16 protein-coding genes are annotated in these 20,551 nt (G+C 66.9%); 8 read left to right on the top strand and 8 right to left on the bottom strand.

Annotated features, from left to right (window positions below; genetic code table 11):
* Positions 1-70: 70 nt before the first annotated feature.
* The 4 genes from AC07YR_RS13895 to pucL all read right to left on the bottom strand — a co-directional run bounded on the left by AC07YR_RS13895 (position 71) and on the right by pucL (position 5,274).
* Positions 71-1,633: an NCS1 family nucleobase:cation symporter-1 gene (locus AC07YR_RS13895; RefSeq protein WP_436058597.1), complete on the bottom strand. Its 1,563-nt coding sequence runs from the start codon at positions 1,631-1,633 to the stop codon at positions 71-73.
* Positions 1,634-1,751: 118 nt separating this feature from the next.
* Positions 1,752-2,576 (bottom strand): MurR/RpiR family transcriptional regulator, encoded by an 825-nt coding sequence (locus AC07YR_RS13890; RefSeq protein WP_436058596.1) that lies wholly within the window; start codon positions 2,574-2,576, stop codon positions 1,752-1,754.
* A gap of 104 nt (positions 2,577-2,680) precedes the next feature.
* Positions 2,681-4,186: a nucleobase:cation symporter-2 family protein gene (locus tag AC07YR_RS13885; RefSeq protein ID WP_494734326.1), complete on the bottom strand. Its 1,506-nt coding sequence runs from the start codon at positions 4,184-4,186 to the stop codon at positions 2,681-2,683.
* Positions 4,187-4,365: 179 nt separating this feature from the next.
* Complete coding sequence (pucL, locus tag AC07YR_RS13880; RefSeq protein ID WP_494734325.1) at positions 4,366-5,274, bottom strand: factor-independent urate hydroxylase; 909 nt, start codon at positions 5,272-5,274, stop codon at positions 4,366-4,368.
* A gap of 363 nt (positions 5,275-5,637) precedes the next feature.
* Here pucL and AC07YR_RS13875 point away from each other — a divergent pair, with 363 nt between their 5' ends.
* On the top strand, positions 5,638-5,826 hold the full coding sequence (locus AC07YR_RS13875; protein WP_055807224.1) for a hypothetical protein: 189 nt from the start codon (positions 5,638-5,640) through the stop codon (positions 5,824-5,826).
* Positions 5,827-5,939: 113 nt separating this feature from the next.
* On the opposite strand, the gene ligD is transcribed toward AC07YR_RS13875, so the two are convergent.
* Entirely contained in the window at positions 5,940-7,184 is a 1,245-nt protein-coding gene (gene ligD / locus AC07YR_RS13870) for a non-homologous end-joining DNA ligase (protein WP_494734324.1), read from the bottom strand.
* Between the two features lie 44 nt (positions 7,185-7,228).
* Positions 7,229-8,593: an 8-oxoguanine deaminase gene (locus AC07YR_RS13865; protein WP_494734323.1), complete on the bottom strand. Its 1,365-nt coding sequence runs from the start codon at positions 8,591-8,593 to the stop codon at positions 7,229-7,231.
* 410 nt (positions 8,594-9,003) lie between these two features.
* On the opposite strand from AC07YR_RS13865, the gene AC07YR_RS13860 reads away from it, so the two are divergent.
* The 7 genes from AC07YR_RS13860 (at position 9,004) to AC07YR_RS13830 (ending at position 18,183) form a co-directional block, all read left to right on the top strand.
* Positions 9,004-9,498: a nucleoside deaminase gene (locus AC07YR_RS13860; RefSeq protein ID WP_494734322.1), complete on the top strand. Its 495-nt coding sequence runs from the start codon at positions 9,004-9,006 to the stop codon at positions 9,496-9,498.
* 14 nt (positions 9,499-9,512) lie between these two features.
* Positions 9,513-11,045: an NCS2 family permease gene (locus tag AC07YR_RS13855; RefSeq protein WP_494734397.1), complete on the top strand. Its 1,533-nt coding sequence runs from the start codon at positions 9,513-9,515 to the stop codon at positions 11,043-11,045.
* A 217-nt stretch (positions 11,046-11,262) separates the two neighbouring features.
* Positions 11,263-12,570, top strand: coding sequence for an XdhC family protein (locus AC07YR_RS13850; RefSeq protein ID WP_494734321.1), 1,308 nt, complete (start codon positions 11,263-11,265; stop codon positions 12,568-12,570).
* Positions 12,561-13,571: an FAD binding domain-containing protein gene (locus tag AC07YR_RS13845; RefSeq protein WP_494734320.1), complete on the top strand. Its 1,011-nt coding sequence runs from the start codon at positions 12,561-12,563 to the stop codon at positions 13,569-13,571. The genes AC07YR_RS13850 and AC07YR_RS13845 overlap by 10 nt, the downstream gene beginning before the upstream one ends.
* A gap of 2 nt (positions 13,572-13,573) precedes the next feature.
* Entirely contained in the window at positions 13,574-16,447 is a 2,874-nt protein-coding gene (locus AC07YR_RS13840; protein ID WP_494734319.1) for a molybdopterin-dependent oxidoreductase, read from the top strand.
* A gap of 7 nt (positions 16,448-16,454) precedes the next feature.
* Positions 16,455-17,438, top strand: coding sequence for an aldo/keto reductase (locus tag AC07YR_RS13835; protein ID WP_055807669.1), 984 nt, complete (start codon positions 16,455-16,457; stop codon positions 17,436-17,438).
* A gap of 94 nt (positions 17,439-17,532) precedes the next feature.
* Entirely contained in the window at positions 17,533-18,183 is a 651-nt protein-coding gene (locus AC07YR_RS13830) for a uracil-DNA glycosylase (RefSeq protein WP_494734318.1), read from the top strand.
* Positions 18,184-18,187: 4 nt separating this feature from the next.
* Here the strand turns inward: AC07YR_RS13830 and nboR are convergent, their stop codons facing one another.
* Both nboR and AC07YR_RS13820 read right to left on the bottom strand, forming a co-directional pair.
* Positions 18,188-18,796, bottom strand: a complete 609-nt coding sequence (gene nboR / locus AC07YR_RS13825; protein ID WP_494734317.1) for a nicotine blue oxidoreductase — start codon at positions 18,794-18,796, stop codon at positions 18,188-18,190.
* A gap of 84 nt (positions 18,797-18,880) precedes the next feature.
* A partial coding sequence (locus tag AC07YR_RS13820; protein ID WP_494734316.1) for a transketolase-like TK C-terminal-containing protein occupies positions 18,881-20,551 on the bottom strand: 1,671 nt, incomplete at its 5' end.

The following is a 20,551-nucleotide window of genomic DNA, read 5'->3' as shown; positions in this document are numbered from 1 at the left end:
ATGGAAGGCGGCCGCAAGTGTCCGTTCGCGCTTAACAACTGGAGGGTCAGGGTTTCGACGGCGGCGGGTGCTAAACCAGTGTGCCGTCGCTGACCGCTCCGCTGTCCTCCCCGGCGGGTTCGAGCGAGATCATCGGGGACTTGCGCTCCAGCGCCCGGAAGACGACGAAGCCGAGAGCGCATCCGAGGAACCAGCTGTAGTTGCCGATCCAGGTGGCGTTCACCGAGGTGGCGCCGGTGTCGAGCAGGATCTTGGGGATCACCACGGACGCGATGGAGATGGCGCCGCTGATGGCCACCGCCTTGACCGCGTTCGGGTTGTAGCCGTTGCGGAACCAGTACCGGCCGGTGGTCTTCAGTGTGTACATGTCGTCCACCCAGACTTTCTGCCGGCTCACCACGTAGTATCCGGCGATCAGGATGCCGAACAGCGGGCCGATCAAGGCGCCCAGGACACCCAGGGTGTAGTGGATGGCGTCGTTGTTGGAGTACCAGTTCCACGGGGTCAGGATGACGGAGCCGACGGCGGCAATCATGCCGCCTGCCCGCCAGCTGATCTTCTGCGGGCTGACGTTGGAGAAGTCGAACGCGGGCGAAATGAAGTTGGCTACGATGTTGATGCCCACGGTGGCGATGACGAAGGTTAGTCCGCCCAGCAGGACGGCGAATACGGTGTCGATTTCCTGGACTGTCTTGACCGGGTCCGTGATGAGGCGGCCGAACACCGGGATGGTGGCCGAAGCCGTGATGACGGTCAGGAGCGAGAAGAACAGGAAGTTCACCGGCAGGCCCAGGAAGTTGCCCTTCTTCACGGCCTTGTAGCTCTTGCCGTAGCGCGCGAAATCGCCGAAGTTGAGCATCGGACCGGAGAAGTAGGAAACCACCAGGGCGATGGCGGAGATCATCACGGGGATGGAGGCGGCGAAGTCCAGGGGCGGACCGCTCGAAAGATTCAGGCTGATGTTGCCGATGCCGGCCTTGGAGACCAGGTAAATGGCCAGGACCAGCATCACCACGTAGACGGCGGGACCGGCGAAGTCGATGAACTTTCGGATGCTTTCCATGCCGTTCCAGAACAGCGCGGCCTGGGCCACCCAGAGGATGCCGTAGCAGATCCAGCCCAGGGTGGAGAGCCCCAGGAAGCCGTTCTGTTCGACGTCGTACAGCGGTGCCATGCCGGGGAAGAACTTGAGGAAGACGATCACCAGGGCCTCGGAGGCGAGGAAGGTCTGGACGCCGTACCAGGCAACCGCGATCAGCCCGCGGATGATGGCCGGGATGTTGGCGCCCTTGACGCCGAAGACGGCCCGGTTGATGACCGGGTACGGGACACCGGTCAGCTGGCTGGGCTTGGCGACGAGGTTGCAGAAGATGTTGACGATCACGATGCCCGCCAGCAGTGCCACGAGGACCTGCCAGCTGGCCAGGCCCAGGGCGAAGAGGCTGCCGGCCGTGACATAGCCGCCGATGCTGTGGACGTCGGACATCCAGAAGGCGAACAGGTTGTAACTGGTCCAGCGCTGGTTCTTCAGGGGGACGAGGTCCTCATTGCTGAGCTGGGGATCGTAGTCGGGGAGCTGGCCGGTGCGGGCGGGCGCTTCAACCCGGGGTGCGGCCATCGCGGAGTCTGTCATGGTTTCCTCTGAAAGATTGGGACAGCCGCCGATCCGGCCGTTTCACACTTTCAATTAGATGGAACCAATGTTTCAGAGCTGTTTCTGGTGCAAGAAATCCTGTTTACTTCGGGGCGACCTACTTCGCTTCGATTTCGCCCAGGGTGTCGAACAAGCCCGTAACGTCGCGGACGCGCTCGCGCCCGGGCCGTCCGAGGGCTACGAGGACGCCGTTCGCGAGCACGCTGACCAGGCTCATAGCAGCGGCGTAGCTGTCAAAGGCATGCGCGCCGTCCACCGGGCACTCGAGCCACAGCGTGGCGTCCGCGGCCAGCCTGCGTGCGCTCGGGTCCCCGATCAGAACCGTGGTTGCCCCGGTGGCAGACGCTGCCTGGAGGACTTTGCGGAACCCGGCAGGCCGCCGTCGGAAGCCAAACAGGACCACCGCGTCCCCGGCGCCCAGGCCGGCGAGCTCTTCGCCGATGCTCTGCCCGGGCTGCGGCGCCACGGCCACCGCCGGGCGGCACTGGAGGAGCTGCTGCCGGAAGTGCAGCGCTACTGGAAAGCTGTTGCGGAAGCCGAGCAGCAGCACGGTTCCGGCGCCGGCGAGCTTGCCGCTGGCCTCCGACAGTTTGTCCTCGTCGAGCGATTCGGCGAGGCGGCGCAGGTTTTCCTGTTCCTGCCCGAAGTGGGCGGCCGGGCCGCCGTCGGACGACTGCGGACCCAGCGGCATCCCGCTGGAACGGATGGACCGGGTGTGTTCCTTGACTTCGTTGAAATCCTCGAAGCCGAGGCGGCGGAACAGCCGGCTCATGGTCGCTTTCGAGACGCCGCTCAGCCTGGCGAGTTCCGCGGCGTTGTAGACGGCGAGGTCCCCGAGGTGGTCCAGGAGGGTGTCCGCCGCCTTCTGCTCCTGGGGGCTCAGCTCTGCATACTGCCGTTCGATTCGTTCATCGATCCTCATGAAACAACCGTCTCACAGCCCAAGCAAAGCGCGAACGGACAGCTGCGGCCCTTCGGAAAGGGGCCGTAACTGTCCGTTCGCGCTTGTTGTGCCAGTCGGTGGGCTTAGTGGTCAGATTTCGACGCCGACTCCACCGGGACTTCCTGGCCGTCGCAGTCGATCAGCTTGCCGCCTTCGTAACGGTCGCCGTCCGCCAGGCACTTGAGGTCTTCTTCGCGGACCACGCGGCCGGTGCCGGCCACAAAGACGGACTGGTTCTCGGAATTGCCGGCCTTGAGGTGGTTGAAGAGCAGGTTCAGCAGGATGGCCATGACCGCGGCCGAGCTGATGCCCGAGTGGAAGATGGTGCCGAACCAGGACGGGAACTTGTCGTAGAACGCCGGCGCGGCGATCGGGATCATGCCGAAGCCGATGGATGCCGCCACGATGATCAGGTTCATGTTGTTCCGGTACTCCACCTTGGCCAGTGTCCGGATGCCGCTGGCGGCAACAGTTCCAAAGAGTACGACGCCGGCACCGCCCAGGACGGGCGTCGGCACCGCCGCGACCACCCGGCCAAGAACCGGCAGGAGGCCCAGGATCACCAGGATCAGGCCGCCGGCGCTGACCACGAAGCGGCTCTTGACGCCCGTGATGGCGACCAGTCCCACGTTCTGGGCAAAGGCGCTCTGGGTGAACGAGTTGAACAGCGGCGAGATGGCGCTGGAGAGCATGTCCGCCCGCAGGCCGTCGCCGATGCGCTTGGAGTCAACCTTGGTGCCCACGATCTCGCCGACTGCGATGATGTCCGCGGAGGTCTCGGTGAGCGTCACCAGGATGACGATCAGCATGGAGATGATCGCGGCGATTTCGAAGGTGGGCGGGCCGAACGCGAACGGGGTGGGGAACGCGACGATTTCGCCCTGGCCCACCTTGGAGAAATCCGCCATGCCGAAGACGAACGCAATCACCGTGCCGAGCACCATGGCCAGCAGGATGGAAAGCCGGGAGATGGCGGCGTTGCCCACTTTGCTGAGCAGCAGCACGATCGCCATGGTGGCTGCGGCCAGGCCGATGTTGGCCATGCTGCCGTAGTTCGGCGCCTTGCTGTTGCCGCCCATGGCCCAGTTGGCCGCGACCGGCATCAGCGTCAGGCCGATGGTGGTGATGACCGTGCCCGTCACCACCGGCGGGAAGAAGCGGATGATCTTGGAAAACAACGGGGTGATGAGCAGGCCGATCAGCGAGGCCGCGATGACCGAGCCAAAGACCGCCTGGATCCCGCCGCCGCCGTGGACGATCGCCACCATGGTGGAAACACCGGCGAAGGACACGCCCTGGACCAGGGGCAGCTGGGATCCAAAGAACCGGATGCCTACCGTCTGGAGAATCGTGGCAAGGCCGCCGACGAAAAGGCAGGCGGCGATCAGCAGGCCGATGTCCTGCGATGACATGCCGGCGGCTGCGCCGATGATCAGCGGCGGGGCGATGATGCCGCCGTACATGGTGAGCACGTGCTGGAAGCCGTAGGCGAATGTGCTTCCGAGGGGCAGCCGCTGGTCTTCGGGGCGGTCGGACTGCTTGCGGCCGGTGGCGGCCTTTGCAGCGCCGGATTTCTTCTTGGTGTTCATGGCAGACTTTCTTGGTTCATGGCAGACGTCTTTGTCTGGCTAACGGTGTCTGGCTAACAGTTGTCAATCATTGGTGGGGATTTCGACGGGTTCAGTCGACGCATGGCTGCTGGTCGAGCCCGTCGATACCCAGGGGATTTCGACGGGCTCAACCACAGGCGCTGCCTGCTACGTGCGGCTTAGCAGAAGCCGGCGATGCCGGACCAGGCGATGTCCGCCGGGGCGGCGTCCTCGCGCTGGACGGTGGCCTCGATCAGGCCGTACGGGCGGTCGGCGGCAAAGAAGACCTCGTTGGGGTTGTCGAGGCCGAACGGCGAGAGGTCCACCAGGAAGTGGTGCTTGTTGGGCATCGAGAACTTGATTTCGTCGATCTCGCCGTGTGCCTCCAGAACTTTGGCGCCCATGTCGAACAGGGTCTGCTGCAGGGCGTGGGAGTACTTCTCGGTGAAGCCCTCCAGCAGCAGGCTCTTGACGTCTTCGTAGCTCTTGTTGAAGTCGAGCGAGCTGAAGTCGGTGTTGGCGTTGAAGCGCCAGCGGGCGGAAACATCCGTCGCAAGGATGCGGTCGGTGGTTTCCGGCAGGGTGGTGTACTTGTCCCGCGGGTAGCCGACGAAGCCGGACTGGGTGGACTTGAGGACGGTGAGGTCCTTCAGGCCCGAGATGAGGTGTGCTGCCGCGCCGTCGCGGACCAAAACCGCAGTGCGGACTTCCTGGCCCTTGCGCACGAAGGAGTGGTCGTGCTCCGCGCCGTGGGCCTGGATCCGGTCCCAGCTGTAGGACTCGGCTTCCCAGCGGCCGCCGGTGACCCAGCCGAAGCTGGACGTGAAGTGCTCGCCCAGCCGCAGGAGGAATGCCTCCGGTGAGCCGACGCCCTCACGGGCAAACGCGTAGATGGTGTTCTTCTGCGTGTCCGTGGCAACGACGTGGCTGTTGTCGCCTTCGAGGTGGGCGGCGGCGAAGTCCCCTCGCAGCTGCGAGGTGACGTTCAGGTCTTCGATCTCGTGGCGGTCGGTGTCGCGAGTGATTTTTACAACCCGGACTTCGGCCTTGCCGTACTGGTTCTGGCCGAGGATGATTTTGCTGCTCATGGTCTGTTCCCAACTTCCGTGATGTGGAACCTAGGTTCCATCATTGAAATTAAGCGCGTGTTTCGCACGCGTTTCTGATGGAGCCGACCCAACAAAAAAGAGCCGGCATCCAATGACGCCAGCTCATTACGACCCTGCCTGCTGCTCCCAGGTTACGTGACCTACGCCACGAGTTGACTTAAAGCGTAGCCGAGCTTTGCCGTGGTGTACATCACTCCTTGAAAAATCCGATTATGACCGGCAAGCGCCCGGAACCATTGACGAACACCAGGGGTCCGCCCTAGGCTATTTCACATAGCAAAAGTTATTTTCCATTTTGCGGAATCTTTGAACGAGCCATCAACCACCTCGGAGGAGGATCAGATGTACCAGCAGGACACAACGCCGGTTGCACCGGCACAGACGGCGGCACCCTCAGTCCAGGAGTTCTACCTCCCCCTTGGAGGCGGAACGGATCCGGACTTCTACCTGCCCGCAGACCGGGAACACGTCCCGGGCCGGTTCTCGCGCTGGGTCCACGGCCTGCCGGGTTTCGGCGGCCAACGTCCGTAACGGGGCTGGCTGCACGCATATTCGCTGATGACACGCACAAGGCCTGGCGACACCGGAATCCGGGTGTCGCCAGGCCTTGTGCGTGTCGCCGGGCACTTTGCGTGTCGCGGGCCTCAGGACTCCGGGCGCCCCGGCCACTCCCTGCCCGCCCAGGGATCGTAGTCGGCGATGAGCTCCTCCTGCGGCGGACGCTCCGCATCCGGAACGTGCTGCAGGTTCACCCGCACCCTGTACCAGAGCGAGCTTGATCCGCGCATTCCATCGACCAGGACGTCGGCGGGGTGCAGGGCCGGGACGACGTCCGCGTGCAGGGACTTCCACTCGTCGAGCGCGGCAAGCGCCTCGGGCTTGGTCCTGGTCCGGGCCACCTCGATCAGCGGCATTGCCGACTGCCGGCGTCCTGATCCATCACCGCTGCGAGGCGGTTTCTCGGCGGGCCCGAGTTCGGCTGCCAGGGCGAGGAGCCCGTCGAGCGTGCCCGCCGCGTCGTCGATCCCGGCGTGAGGGTCGCCGAGGTTCGCGAAGCGCTCCAGCACCGTGGGCACCGTGAACTGTTCCGGCCGGGTGCTGCGGACCTCGTCCCAGGTGAGCGGCGTCGAAACCCGGGCGTCGGGCAGTGGCCGGACCGAGTAGGCGGATGCCACGGTGCGGTCCTTGGCGTTCTGGTTGAAGTCGACGAACACACTCTCGCCGCGTTCCTCCTTCCACCACCTCGCGGTGGCCAGGCCGGGAGCGCGGTTCTCCACCTCGCGGGCGAGCGTCTCCGCGGCGAGCCGCACGTCGCGGTACGACCACCGCGGCGCGATGCGCACCAGGATGTGTAGTCCGCGCGAGCCGCTCGTCTTCGGCCACCCGACCAGCCCCGCGTCGTCGAGCACCTCACGCGCCACATAGGCGACGTCCACCATTTGAGACCAGTCGACCCCCGGCATCGGATCGAGGTCCACCCGGAGTTCGTCGGGGTGCTCGAGGTCCTCGGCGCGTACGGGATGCGGATTGAGGTCCAGGCAGCCAAGATTCACCACCCACGCCAGGCCCGCGGCATTCCGGATAACGGCCTCTTCGGCCGATGTCCCGGAGGCGTAGTGCAGTGTTGCCGTGTCGATGAAGTCGGGGTGGTTTTCGGGCACGCGTTTCTGGAAGAACGGTTCGGCGTCGATGCCCTTCGGGAAGCGCTTGAGCACCATCGGCCGGCCCCCGGCGCCTCGCAGCGCACCATCCGCGACTGCGAGGTAGTAGCGCACCAGGTCGAGCTTGGTCAGCCCGGGCTCGGGGAACACCACCTTGTCCGGGCTCGAGATGCGAACCTCGGCGCCGTCAATGGTGAGGATCTCGGCCGGAGTCTTCGACGGGCTCATGCCGCAACGCTAGCAACGATCGGATGCCGGGGCATAGGCCCCGGCTACCCGTTCACCAGCTTCCGGGCCGCGGCCGAGTGCTCCGCGATTAGCCCGGCAATATCCAGCCCCGGAATCTGCCCGTCGACCACCCGCCATTGACCGCCTACCATCACCCGGTCGGCCCGGTCTGCTGCGCACAGCAGGAGCGCGGCCACCGGATCGTGGCTGCCGGAGAACCGCAGCTCGTCGAGTTTGAACAGGGCCAGGTCCGCCTGCATTCCCGGCGCCAGTTGCCCCAGGTCACCGCGGCCCAGCACGGCCGCCGACCCCCGCGTCGCCCAACCCAGCGCGCGCTCCACCGGGACCTGCGCACCGTAGCGCAGCCGCTGCAGGTACAGCGCCTGCCGCGCCTCCAGGATTATGTTGGAGGCATCGTTCGACGCCGAACCGTCCACTCCCAGCCCCACCGGGACGCCTGCGTCCTCAAGTTCCAGCACGCGTGCCGTGCCTGAAGCCAGCCGCATGTTGGACGTGGGGCAATGCGCGACGGCGGTGCCAGCGGCTCCCAGCGCGGCGATTTCCGCGTCGCTGAAATGGATGCCGTGGCCCAGCCAGGTCCGGTCCGTCAGCCAGCCCACGCTCTCCAGGTATTCCACCGTGCGCAGCCCGAACATCTCCCGGCAGAAGTCCTCCTCGTCCAGGGTTTCGGCCAGGTGCGTGTGCAGCCGGACGTCGTGCCGCTCTGCGAGTGAGGCGCTTTCGGCCATGATCTCCTTGGTCACGGAAAACGGCGAACACGGGGCCAGGGCAATCTGGATCACGGCACCGTCGCCGCGCTCGTGGTACTCGCGGATGAGCCGTTCGCTGTCCGCCAGGATCACATCCGGCGCCTGGACGGTGGACTGCGGCGGCAGCCCGCCGTCGTCCTCCCCGAGCGTCATGGAACCGCGCGTGAGCGTGGCCCGCATGCCCAGCTCCCGCACCGCGCGGACCTCGATGTCGATGGCGTCCTCCATGCCGTCCGGGAAGAGGTAGTGGTGGTCGGCAGCAGTGGTGCAGCCGGAGAGCAGCAGCTCCGCGAGGGCAACCGTAGCGGCCAGTTCCAGGTCCCGCGGCGTGAGCCGCGCCCAGACCGGGTACAGGTTCTGCAGCCACGGGAACAGCGGGGCGTTGGCCACCGGACCCCAGGCGCGCGTCAGCGTTTGGTAAAAGTGGTGGTGGGTGTTGATCAGGCCGGGAAGCAGGACGTGGCTGCCGGCGTCGAACGTTTCCCGGCAGGGACCTGACGGCAACTGGCCGGCGGCGAGCACTTCCGTGATGACACCGCCGCTCACCACGATGCCGCCGGAGGCGTCCAGGGTGTTGGCGGTGAAGGCCGCGAGCGGGTTCCGGATCCAGAGCCGGTGCGCGGAGGGTCGGGTAGCCATAAGGAGGAGTCCTGTCTGAGCGTGCGGATGAAATGCCAGCTCAGTGAGGGCCTGTCTGCTGATCCAGGCTCCCGGCGCAGTCGAAGGCGAGCGCCGGTTGGGCATCAGCGTAGGACGGCGGGAAGCGCCGCGTCAACGTACTGGATTGTGACAGCCTGCGGCCCCCCTTCCGGGGCCCCGCCCGGCCGACTCAATTTCACATCACGAAATTAACTTTCCAAAACCTATGGCGCAGCTCACGTTCCGGTGCTAATCTCGATTTTGCCAAAGGCGGGCCCCCGGACTCCGGGGAAGCTATCTACCAGGCGCAACTTAACCTTCAAAAGCACATGCTGAAGCCTGGTAACCGTCGCATCTGGCCATTTCGTCCCACCTCGGCGTACCGGCTTCCCAGCAAAGGGAGTCGCATCATGAGTACCACCGTCACGGCCCAGGATTACCTGGCCAAATCAATCAGGTTGGCCACGGCCAACGTCCTGAACAGCGGCGGCCCGTTCGGCGCCGTCATCGTCACGGCAGACGGAAAAACGTTCGGCGGCGTCAACCGCGTCACGGCCACGAATGACCCCACAGCCCACGCCGAAGTCACGGCCATCCGCCGCGCCTGCAGCGAGCTGGGCACGTTCGACCTCACCGGCGCAACCCTCTACACCAGCTGCGAGCCGTGCCCCATGTGCCTCGCGTCGGCGCTGTGGGCCAGGGTGGAGCGGGTGGTGTTTGCGGCGGACCGGCACGACGCCGCCTCCGTGGGCTTCGACGACGCCGTGTTCTACGAGTACTTCGAAAACGGCGGGCGCGACGCGCTCATGCCGGTGGCCAAGCTGGAACTCGACGACCCGCAGGCACCGCCGATCCTCGAACCGTTCAACACCTGGAACACGCTTGAATCCAGGATTGACTACTAGGGCCGGTGGCTGAGATGACAATCCTGGACACCACCTCCGGCGGCCACCCGCAACATGGCGGGCGGCAGCAGCCGCCCGCGGAGTCGCCAAAAACAGGCCCCAAGCGCCCGCAGCCGACGAACGCTTTCCTGGACCGTTTCTTCGATATCACCAAGCGCGGTTCCACTGTGGCCCGCGAGGTGCGCGGCGGCCTGGTCACGTTCTTTACCATGGCCTACATCGTCATCCTGAACCCGCTGATCCTTGGTGGCTTCAGCGCTGACAATGCCCCCACCGATGTTGCCGGCGGCTGGTTGTCCGCAGCGCAGGTGGGCGCGGTCACCGGCCTCACCGCCGGCGTCATGACCATCCTGTTCGGGCTGATCGCCAACCTGCCCTTCGGGCTCGCGGCCGGCCTGGGCATCAACTCCTTCCTTGCCGTGGCCGTTATCCAGGAGGTCACCTGGGCCGAGGCCATGGGCCTGGTGGTCATCAACGGCATCCTGATCGTCCTCTTCGGTGTCACCGGCGCCCGGACCGCCATCTTCCGTGCGGTTCCCAAGGAGCTCAAGGCCGCTATCACGGTGGGCATCGGCCTGTTCATCGCCTTCATCGGGTTCGTGGATTCCGGCTTTGTCCGGGCCACCACGGCCGGTCCTCCGGTCCAGCTGGGCGACAACGGATCCATCACCTCGGTTCCCACCCTGGTGTTCATTGTGGGCCTGCTGGTCATGGGAGTCCTCGTGGCCCGGAAGGTGCAGGGCGGCCTGCTGATCGGCATCGTGGCCACCACCGCACTGGCCGCCGTGGTTGAGGCCGTTATGAAGATCGGCCCCGGCAGCGCGAGCAACCCCGGCGGCTGGCACCTGAACACCCCTGTCCTCTCCGGCCATCTGGTGTCCGCCCCGGACCTGTCCCTGGTGGGCCAGTTCGACCTGTTCGGCGCCTTCGGCCGGATCGGCGGGCTCGCCGCAACCATGCTGGTGTTCACGCTGGTGTTCACCAACTTCTTCGACGCCATGGGCACCATGACCGGCCTGGCGAAGAGCGCCGGCGTGGCGCACAAGGACGGCACGTTCCCCCGGCTGAAGTCGGCCTTCATCGTTGAAGGCCTGGGAGCCGTGGCCGGAGGTGCGACCTCGGGGTCGTCCAACACCGTGTACATCGATTCCGCCGCGGGCATCGGGGAAGGGGCCCGTACCGGGCTGGCCTCCGTGGTCACGGGTGTGCTGTTCCTGGGCTCGATGTTCCTGACACCGCTCACTTCGGTGGTGCCGCTGGAAGTTGCCGCCGCCGCCCTGGTGGTGGTGGGCGCGATGATGATGGCCCAGATCCGCGAGATCAAGTTCAGCAAATTCTCCGTGGCGCTGCCGGCGTTCCTGACCATCGTCACCATGCCGCTGAGCTACTCCATCGCCAACGGCATCGGCGTCGGCTTCATCTCCTGGGCGGTCATCAGCGCCTGCTCGGGCAAGATCCGGAAAGTGCACCCACTCATGTGGGTGGTCACGGCCGGCTTCCTGGTGTACTTCGCCCGCGGTCCCATCAACGCCCTGCTGGGCGCGTAGGAACCCGGACGTAGGAACACCTTTAGACCGGACCGGGGCAGGCAGATGGGGCCGGCCCCGGTCCACCAAAATGCGGTCCGCCAACTGGCGGCCAACTCAACCGCATTAAAACCGCAATGAAACTGACGCAGGCGCCACAACTGCCGGTGCTTCCCCCGGCGCAGGATAGGAACGAGAATATGGACACCATCGCCGCACAGGAAAAGGGAGTGCAGCAATGTTGGATCTGATGCCCTCACTCAGGGAGTGGCAGCCGGCCGTCACCGGCCAGCGCTGCGCAGTGGCCACCGTGGTGGGCGCGGGCGGATCCGTGCCGAGGCCGCTGGGCACGTCCATGCTCGTGTCCGAAGCCGGCGAAGTGCTGGGGAGCCTGTCCGGCGGCTGCGTTGAAGGCGCCGTCGTGGAGGCGGCCTTGCAGGCGATGCACGACGGCGGCACCCGCCGTGAGCTTTTCGGCTACAGCGCCGAGGACGCGTTCGCCGTCGGGCTCACCTGCGGCGGTGAGCTGGAGATCCACATCGAGCCGCTGGGCTCGGCGCCCCAAGGGCTCCGGCTGGAGAAGCTGCGGACCCTTGCCGGTCCCGGACCCGCCAGCGCTCTCGCGCTGATCCGGAGGGTGGACGCGAACGGGGGCGGCGCCGTTGTGATCCCGGATCCGGCCAGCTTCCGGGTGGATTCCTCGGCTGAACTTGCGGCGCTGATGGGACTGGCATCCATCGGCGCACCGGCCGCACGGCAGTTGCTGCGGGCAGCCGCTGCCCAACTGGAACCGCTGCTCCGCGGCGGCCGGACCGGCCTGGTGCGGCTTGCCCCGCCGGAGGGCTGCGTTTCCGGCGCAACTGTGCCACAAAACCACGCTACGAACTCGGCCACCGGCCCGGAACCGAGCCCGGAGCCGATCAACCTGCTTGTCGAGAGCCGGCTGCCACCCGCCCGGCTGCTGATCTTCGGCGCCAACGACTTCGGCGCAGCCCTGCTGCCCGCCGCCCAGTTGCTGGGCTATCACGTGACGCTGTGCGATGCCCGGCCGGCCTTCGCAAGCCAGTCACGCTTCGCCGGTGCGGAGCAGGTGGTCACGGCCTGGCCGCACCGCTACCTGGCCGGGGAAGCAGCGGCAGGACGGATCGACGCCCGGACCGTGGCGTGCGTCCTGACCCACGATCCCAAATTCGACATCCCGCTGCTGCAAACCGCGCTGGGCCTGGACCTGGCCTATGTCGGCGCGATGGGATCGCGCCGCAGCCACCGGCAGCGCGTCGACTCACTGCTTGCCGCGGGCGTCACCGCCGAAGACCTGTCCCGGCTGCATTCGCCCATCGGACTGGACCTCGGTGCAGTCACCCCGGCCGAAGTGGCGGTGTCCATCACCGCCGAACTCGTGGCCAGCCGCAGCCGCACCGCCGGTGCATCCGTGCAGGCATCGTCGCTGAAGGACGGCGCCGGCCCCATTCACACCGGCCCCATCCACACCGTTACAACTCAGAACTTCAGCACCCCGCAACACCAGGAGACCCCATGGACATGAACACCATCGAGGCCGTGGTCCGCACCCAGGACCCGGCAGAATGGCGCGACGGCGATGCCTGGCTCGCCGGCGGAACAGTCCTCTTCTCCTACGGGAGCCTCGCCTTCGGCAAGGAGCCGCTTCGGCGCCTGTTGGACCTCGGTGACGCCGGCTGGCCCGCCGTCACGGTGACGGATAACGGCATCGAGCTTGCAGCGACCTGCACAGTGGCCGAACTCTATGCCCTGCCGGAGTCCGATGCCGTGGCGCCTGCCGCCGGGCCCGCTTCCGCCAGCCAGGACAGGGCAGCTGCCTGGACCGCCCTGGACCTCATCCGGCCCTGCTGCGACTCCTTCGTGGCCTCATTCAAGGTGTGGAACATGTCCACCGTGGGAGGCAACCTCTGCACCTCGCTGCCGGCCGGGCCCATGATCTCGCTGTGCGCCGCCCTCGACGGGCAAGCTACTGTGCTGGGCCCCGGCGGGACCAGCCGCACGGTGCCGGTGGCCAGCTTCGTCACGGGGGACGGCAAGAACTGCCTGGCACCCGGCGAACTCCTGCGCAGCATCCACCTCCCGGCGTCGGCGCTTGCGTCCCGCGTGGCGTTCCGGCGCCTGTCGCTGAGCAACCTGGGACGGTCCGGGGTGCTGCTGATCGGAAGGCTCGACGCCGACGGCACCCTGGTCCTCACCGTCACCGCCGCCACGAAGCGCCCCGTGCAGCTGCGCTTCGCCGCGCAGTCCGACGCTACGGTCTCCGCAGCTACCCTCGTCGAAGCGCTCGACGCCGCCATCCCGGCGGAGCTCTACCACGACGACATCCACGGGCTGCCCGCCTGGCGGAAGGACATGACCTACCGGCTCGCGGAGGAAATCAGGGCAGAACTGGCAGCCCCTGCCGGGGTTCCGCCGGCCCGTGTTTCCGGGGACTTCTGGCCGCCGCAGCGAAAATCTCCACAGCACTCAGCTTCACCACAGCAAACGTCTTCACCGCAGGCTTCGCCTCAGCAGGAAGGGGCCTGAGCATGGCCAACGAGACCACCCGCGCCATTGAAATCAACGGCGTCCCGGCTGCGGCCGAGCCGCGTCCCGGGCAGTGCCTGCGCACCTTCCTGCGGGAGCAGGGCAACTTCGGCGTCAAGAAAGGCTGCGACGGCGGCGACTGCGGCGCCTGCACGGTCCACGTGGACGGCACGCCCGTCCACAGCTGCATCTACCCGGCCGTTCGGGCCGAAGGGCACGCCGTCACCACTATTGAGGGGCTGGCAGGGACCTGTGGAACCGCGGACGGAACCGCGTCCGACGCCGACGCCCTCCACCCGATGCAGCAGCAGTTCCTGGACCGCCAGGGGTTCCAGTGCGGATTCTGCACTGCCGGCATGGTGATGACGGCCGCCACGTTCGACGAGGGGCAAAAGGAAAACCTGCCCCGGAACCTTAAGGGAAACCTCTGCCGCTGCACCGGCTACCGGGCCATCGAGGACGCCGTCTGCGGCCGTGAAGGACACCCGGACCCCAAGGGTCCCGGTTCGGGGATCGCCGGCGAAGGGCAGCCCGAGCCCAAGCCGGGCCAGCTTGGTGCCGACGTTCCCGCCCCGGCGAGCCTCGCCGTCGTGACAGGAAGGGCCCGCTACACACTGGACGTGCCCGCGGAGGAACTGCCCGGACTGCTGCACCTGAAACTCCTGCGGTCACCGCACGCCCACGCCCGGGTACTGTCCATCGACTCAACCGCCGCACTGGAGATTCCCGGCGTGGTGGCCGTCTTCACCCACGAGGACGCCCCCGCGCAGCTGTTCTCCACGGCCCAGCATGAGCTGTACACCGACGATCCGGACGACACCCGGGTCCTGGACGACGTCGTCCGGTTCATCGGGCAGAAAGTTGCCGCCGTCGTCGCCGATTCCGTGGCGGCGGCGGAAGCCGGCGTGCGCGCCCTCAACGTCGATTACGAGGTGCTGGAGGCGGTCTTCACTCCCGAGGAAGCGATGCGCCACGGGGCCCCGGCGGTCCACGGCGGGAAGGACGCGGCCACGGCGCGCATCAGCCGGCCCGAACAGAACGTTGTGGCGGAGCTGCATTCGGAACTGGGCAGCGTAGCCGCCGGGTTTGCCGAGGCCGACTTCATCCATGAACAGACCTACCGGACCCACCGCGTGCAGCACACTGCGCTGGAAACGCACGCCGCGATCGCCTCGGTCGACGACGACGGCCGGCTCCAGGTCCGCACCTCCAGCCAGGTCCCGTTCCTGGTCCGGCGCACCCTCGGGCGGGTCTTTGACCTGCCCGAGGAACAGATCCGCGTGGTGGCCGGCCGCGTGGGAGGCGGCTTTGGCGGCAAGCAGGAGGTGCTCACCGAGGACGTCGTGGCCCTTGCCGCGCTGAAACTGAAGCGCCCGGTGCAGCTCGAATTCACCCGGACCGAACAGTTCACGGCCGCCACCACCCGGCACCCGTTCACCATCCACCTCAAAGCCGGTGCCAGCAGGGACGGCAGGCTCACCGCGCTGCAGCTGGACGTGCTCACCAACACCGGCGCCTACGGCAACCATGCCCCGGGCGTGATGTTCCACGGCTGCGGCGAATCCCTGGGCGTGTACAAGTGCGCCAACAAGAAGGTGGACGCCCACGCGGTCTACACCAACACGGTGCCGTCCGGGGCGTTCCGCGGCTACGGCCTGAGCCAGATGATCTTCGCCATCGAGTCGGGCATCGACGAACTCGCCACCGGAATCGGGATGGATCCGCTGGAGTTCCGCCGCCGCAACATGGTCCTCGAAGGCGACGACATGCTCTCCACGCACTCCGAACCGGAAGAGGACGTGCACTACGGCAGCTACGGCCTGGACCAGTGCACCAGCCTGGTGCAGGACGCCCTTGCCCGCGGGCTCGAACGCTACCGGGCCGCCGGCCTCGATGACCTGGGCCCGGACTGGGTCACGGGGGAGGGGACCGCGCTGTCCATGATCGACACGGTCCCGCCGCGCGGCCATTTTGCCCACTCCAGGCTCCGGCTCCTTAAGGACGGAACGTACGCCGCCGACGTCGGGACCGCCGAATTCGGCAACGGCACCACCACCGTCCACGCCCAGCTCGCGGCCACCGCCCTGTCCACGACGGCGGCGCGGATCACCGTACGGCAGTCGGACACGGACCTGGTCCAGCACGATACCGGCGCGTTCGGCTCCGCCGGAACCGTGGTGGCCGGCAAGGCCACGCTGGCCGCGGCGGAAGAACTCGCCATCCGGATCCGGGCGTTCGCCGCGGGCATCCGCCAGGTGCAGTCCTCCGGCGTCGTGCTGGAGGAGGACGCCGTGGTGTGCGAAGGAACCCGGGTGCCGCTGACGGATATTTTCGACGCCGCCGAAGCCGCCGGCGTCGAACTCGCCACCGAGGGGCACTGGGGCGGGACACCGCGATCGGTGGCGTTCAACGTCCAGGGTTTCCGGGTGGCAGTCAACACCGGAACCGGCGAACTGAAGATTTTGCAGAGCGTGCAGGCCGCCGACGCCGGCGTGGTGGTCAATCCGCGGCAATGCCGCGGGCAGGTCGAAGGCGGGATCGCGCAGGCCCTCGGCGCCGCGCTGTACGAGGAAGTGAAGGTGGACGACGGCGGGAAGGTCACCACGGACATCCTGCGGCAATACCACATCCCCACCTTCGCGGACGTGCCCCGCAGCGAGGTCTATTTCGCCGAGACCAGCGACAAACTGGGCCCGCTCGGGGCGAAATCGATGAGCGAGAGCCCGTTCAACCCGGTGGCACCGGCGCTTGCCAACGCTATCCGGAACGCCACGGGGGTGAGGTTCGCCGAGCTCCCCATCGCACGGGACAAGATCTACCTGGGGCTGAAGGAAGCGGGACTGGCCACGCGCCTTGAGAGCGCTAACGGCCTATAGTCGGATGATGGAAAAGCGATTGTTGGGCAAGACCGGACGGAACGTCTCCATCGTTGGGCTGGGCACGTGGCAGCTTGGCGCGGACTGGGGCAACGTGGACCCCGCGCAGGCGCAGGCCATCCTGGCCGCCTCCGTGGAAGAGGGCGTCACGTTCTTCGACACCGCGGACGTTTATGGCGACGGCCGGAGCGAGCAGGCCATCGGCGCGTTCCTGGCGGACAACCCGGGCCTGGACATCACCGTGGCCACCAAGATGGGCCGCCGGATGGACCAGCAGCCGGAGAACTACAACCTCGCCAACTTCCGCGAGTGGACGGACCGGTCCCGGCGCAACCTGGGCCTCGAGCAGCTGGACCTGGTCCAGTTGCACTGCCCGCCCACTGCCGTGTACAGCAACGCCGAGGTCTACGACGCACTGGACATCCTCGTGGCCGAAGGTGCCATCCGGAACTACGGCGTCAGCGTGGAGCGGACCGACGAAGCCCTCGAAGCCATGCGCCACGAAGGCACGGCCACCGTGCAGATCATCCTCAACGCCTTCCGGCTCAAGCCGCTGGACGAAGTGCTGCCCGCTGCCGAGGCAGCCGGGGTGGGCATCATCGCCAGGGTCCCGCTCGCCTCGGGCCTGCTCTCCGGCAAGTACACCGAGGACACGTCCTTCGCGGCGGACGACCACCGGAACTACAACCGCACCGGCTCCGCGTTCGACGTCGGGGAGACCTTCTCCGGCGTGGACTTCGGGCAGGGCCTCAAAGCGGTGGCCGAGTTCGAGGAACTGGTGCCCGACGGCGTCAGCACCGCACAGGCGGCCATCGCGTGGATCGCGGCGCAGGACGGTGTCAGCACCGTCATCCCGGGGGCGCGGAACGTGGAGCAGGCCCGCTCCAACGCTGCCGCCGCGGGCGTCAGCGGCATCGACGCGACGTTCGACGTAGGTGTCCATGAAATCTACGACCGCTACTTCCGCGAAGCGATCCACCCGCGCTGGTAGCCGGGTCACCTCGGCGCGAACGGGCAGATAATGACCGCAACCCGGCCGCTTTCGAGGGCCATATCTGCCCGTTCGCGCTTGGAAGGGGGCCAACGTGAGCACGCCGTCCATAGCGGCCTTCGTTGACAGGCTCGCGGCCGTGGCAACCGGGACGGCGTGCAACAACTTCTTCGATCACGCCGTCCCGGAAAATGCGCAGCGGCGGCGGAACCTGCAGATCTACCTCCAGGAAATGCTGGACCGCGCCCCGAAGGTGCTGCTGGTGGGGGAGGCCCCCGGGTTCAGGGGCATGCGGATCACCGGAGTTCCCTTCACGAACCGCACCATGTTTGAGGGGCCGGCCAACAGCTTCGGGCTGTTCGGACCGAGGAAGGGCTACGTGCTGCCGCCTGATGCTGCGGGGATTGCCGCGGAGCCCACCGCGACGGTGATGTGGGACGTGCTGGCCGAGCTGGAATTCCTGCCCCTGCTGTGGAGCGCCTGTCCGTGGCATACGCACGTGGCGGGACGTCCGCTGACCAACCGCACTCCCACGGCAGCGGAAGCAGCACTCGGAACACCGTTCTGGCAGTCGCTGACGGAGCTGTTTCCCATTGAAACCGTGGTGGCGGTGGGCAACGTGGCGCACCGCAGCCTGCAGCGGAGCGGACTGGACGCGACGAAGATCAGGCATCCCGCCCATGGCGGCCGGTCCGGCTTCAAACGCGGACTGGAGGAGTTGCTCGCAGCGGGAATGCGGCCCTGAACTGCTAGTCGAGCAGCCCCAGCTGGTCCGGTGAATCCAGGTCCCCGCCGCCGGACTGGTCGCTGCAGTCCACCAGGTCGATGAGTTCCGGGTGGGCCCCGAGGAAGAAGCGTGCACCCGCGTCGCCCCTTGCTGATTCCGCCGCTTCGGCACGCAAGGTGGCGTCCAGCAGCAGCGGATGACCCCGTTCGAGGGACCCGTCCGGCGCGTGGTAGGCGGCGGCAGTCACCCGGCCCGGCCGGTGCAACGACAGGAGCCGGGCCACTGTTTCCCGGGTCAGCCCGGGCTGGTCGACGAGCGCGATCAGCACATGGTCCCCGGCGGGCGCGGCCGCAACGCCAGACCGGAACGAACCGCCCATCCCGGTCTGCCAGTCAGGGTTCCGGACGACGGTGTACGGGGTCAGGTCCGCGGTGTTGCCGACGTTCGCCGAGTCGGCCCCAAGGACGATCACGACGTCGCGGCAGCCGCCGTCGAGCAGCACCCCGGCGAGCACTTCCACTAGGGTGCGGCCGCGGAACGGCAGCAGGGCCTTGGGGCCCCGTCCCAAACGGGTGCCCGCCCCGGCGGCGAGCAGCACCGCCGTCGTACGCGGTTCCAGTGAGTCAGCCATCGCCCCAGCCTATCCAGCCACACGACAGTTGACGGCGGTTGTTCCAGAGGACGACTGCCGTCAACTGTCGTAGGGATGAGCCGCTCAGGCGTCGCCGCCCGCTCCGCCGGTGGTGCCGGCGTTGACATCCAGGAGCTTGTAGCGGTCCATGGCGTACGACGGCGCGCCCTCCTCCACGTCGCCCCTTGCCGCGAGCAGCTGCAACGTCTTCACCACGATCGAGTGGGTGTCGTTCTTGAAGAAGCGGCGGGCCGCGGCGCGGGTGTCGGAGAAGCCGAAGCCGTCCGCGCCGAGCGAGGCGAACTGATGCGGCAGAAATTGCCGGATCTGGTCCGGGACGGCCTTCATGTAGTCCGAGACCGCCACGACGGGGCCCTGCGCATCGGCCAGTTGCTGGGCCACAAACGGGATCCGGGCCGGTTCACCGGGGTTCAGGAAGGCTTCCTCCTCGGCCGCCAGGCCGTCGCGGCGGAGCTCGTTCCAGGACGTGACGGACCAGACGTCCGCCGAGACGCCCCAGTCCTCAGCCAGGATCCGCTGGGCCTCCAGCGCCCACGGCACCGAAACGCCCGAAGCCAGGATCTGGCTCTTCGGACCCCCAGTGCCCGACGCCGACACCCGGTAGATGCCTTTCAGCACACCGTTGACGTCGAGGTTCTCCGGTTCGTTGGGCTGGGTGATGGGTTCGTTGTAGACGGTGATGTAGTACATCAGGTTTTTATCGGATGCGGCTCCGGTTCCTTCGCCGCTTGCAGCCTCAGGTCCATACATGCGCTCGATGCCGTCGCGGACGATGTGGCCCATTTCGTAGCCGTAGGCGGGGTCGTAGGTGACCACTGCCGGGTTGGTGGCGGCGAGGATGGGGGAGTGCCCGTCGGCGTGCTGCAGTCCTTCACCGGTGAGGGTGGTCCGGCCTGCGGTGGCGCCGATGATGAAGCCGCGGGTCATTTGGTCCGCGGCTGCCCAGAAGGCGTCGCCGGTGCGCTGGAAGCCGAACATGGAGTAGAACACGTAGACCGGGATCAGCGGCACCCCGTGGGTGGCGTAGGCGGTGCCGGCGGCGGTGAAGGCTGCGACGGCGCCGGCTTCGTTGATGCCGGGGTGGATCAGCTGGCCCTGGGCGGATTCCTTGTAGGCCAGGACCAGGTCCCGGTCCACGGACAGGTAGTTCTGGCCGCCCGGGTTGTAGATCTTTGCGGTCGGGAAGAACGCATCCATGCCGAAGGTCCGGGATTCGTCCGGAACAATGGGAACGATCCGGTGCCCGAACTTCTTGTCGCGGAGCAGGTCCTTGAGGAGCCTGACGAAGGCCATGGTGGTGGCTGCCTGCTGCTTGCCCGTGCCGCGCTTGGCTACGTCGAAGGTCTTGGCGTCGGGCAGTTCAATGGCCTTGTGGTTGGGCCGGCGCTCGGGCGTGTAACCTCCTAGTTCCCTTCTTCGTTCAAGGAGGTAGGCGATCTCGGGAGCGTCCGCACCGGGGTGGAAATAGGGCGGGCTGTATGGGTCCTCTTCCAGCCGTGCGTCGGAAATCGGAATCCTCAAGTAGTCCCTGAATTCCTTGAGGTCATCCAGGGTGAGTTTCTTCATCTGGTGGGTGGCATTGCGGCCTTCGAAGTGCGGTCCGAGTCCGTAGCCCTTGACGGTTTTGGCCAGGATGACGGTGGGTTTGCCCTTGAACTCGGTCGCTGCCTTGTACGCGGCGTAGACCTTGCGGTAGTCGTGGCCGCCGCGCTTGAGGTTCCAGATCTGGTCATC

It is taken from the genome of Arthrobacter sp. GW460-12-1-14-TSB2 (assembly GCF_059423525.1).
This window is presented reverse-complemented; position numbering and strand designations above follow the sequence as displayed.

Coding starts and splice junctions, on each gene's coding strand:
- AC07YR_RS13895 (WP_436058597.1), bottom strand. CDS start 1,633: ATGACAGACTCCGCGATGGCCGCACCCCGGGTTGAAGCGCCCGCCCGC.
- AC07YR_RS13890 (WP_436058596.1), bottom strand. CDS start 2,576: ATGAGGATCGATGAACGAATCGAACGGCAGTATGCAGAGCTGAGCCCC.
- AC07YR_RS13885 (WP_494734326.1), bottom strand. CDS start 4,186: ATGAACACCAAGAAGAAATCCGGCGCTGCAAAGGCCGCCACCGGCCGC.
- pucL (WP_494734325.1), bottom strand. CDS start 5,274: ATGAGCAGCAAAATCATCCTCGGCCAGAACCAGTACGGCAAGGCCGAA.
- AC07YR_RS13875 (WP_055807224.1), top strand. CDS start 5,638: ATGTACCAGCAGGACACAACGCCGGTTGCACCGGCACAGACGGCGGCA.
- ligD (WP_494734324.1), bottom strand. CDS start 7,184: ATGAGCCCGTCGAAGACTCCGGCCGAGATCCTCACCATTGACGGCGCC.
- AC07YR_RS13865 (WP_494734323.1), bottom strand. CDS start 8,593: ATGGCTACCCGACCCTCCGCGCACCGGCTCTGGATCCGGAACCCGCTC.
- AC07YR_RS13860 (WP_494734322.1), top strand. CDS start 9,004: ATGAGTACCACCGTCACGGCCCAGGATTACCTGGCCAAATCAATCAGG.
- AC07YR_RS13855 (WP_494734397.1), top strand. CDS start 9,513: ATGACAATCCTGGACACCACCTCCGGCGGCCACCCGCAACATGGCGGG.
- AC07YR_RS13850 (WP_494734321.1), top strand. CDS start 11,263: ATGTTGGATCTGATGCCCTCACTCAGGGAGTGGCAGCCGGCCGTCACC.
- AC07YR_RS13845 (WP_494734320.1), top strand. CDS start 12,561: ATGGACATGAACACCATCGAGGCCGTGGTCCGCACCCAGGACCCGGCA.
- AC07YR_RS13840 (WP_494734319.1), top strand. CDS start 13,574: ATGGCCAACGAGACCACCCGCGCCATTGAAATCAACGGCGTCCCGGCT.
- AC07YR_RS13835 (WP_055807669.1), top strand. CDS start 16,455: ATGGAAAAGCGATTGTTGGGCAAGACCGGACGGAACGTCTCCATCGTT.
- nboR (WP_494734317.1), bottom strand. CDS start 18,796: ATGGCTGACTCACTGGAACCGCGTACGACGGCGGTGCTGCTCGCCGCC.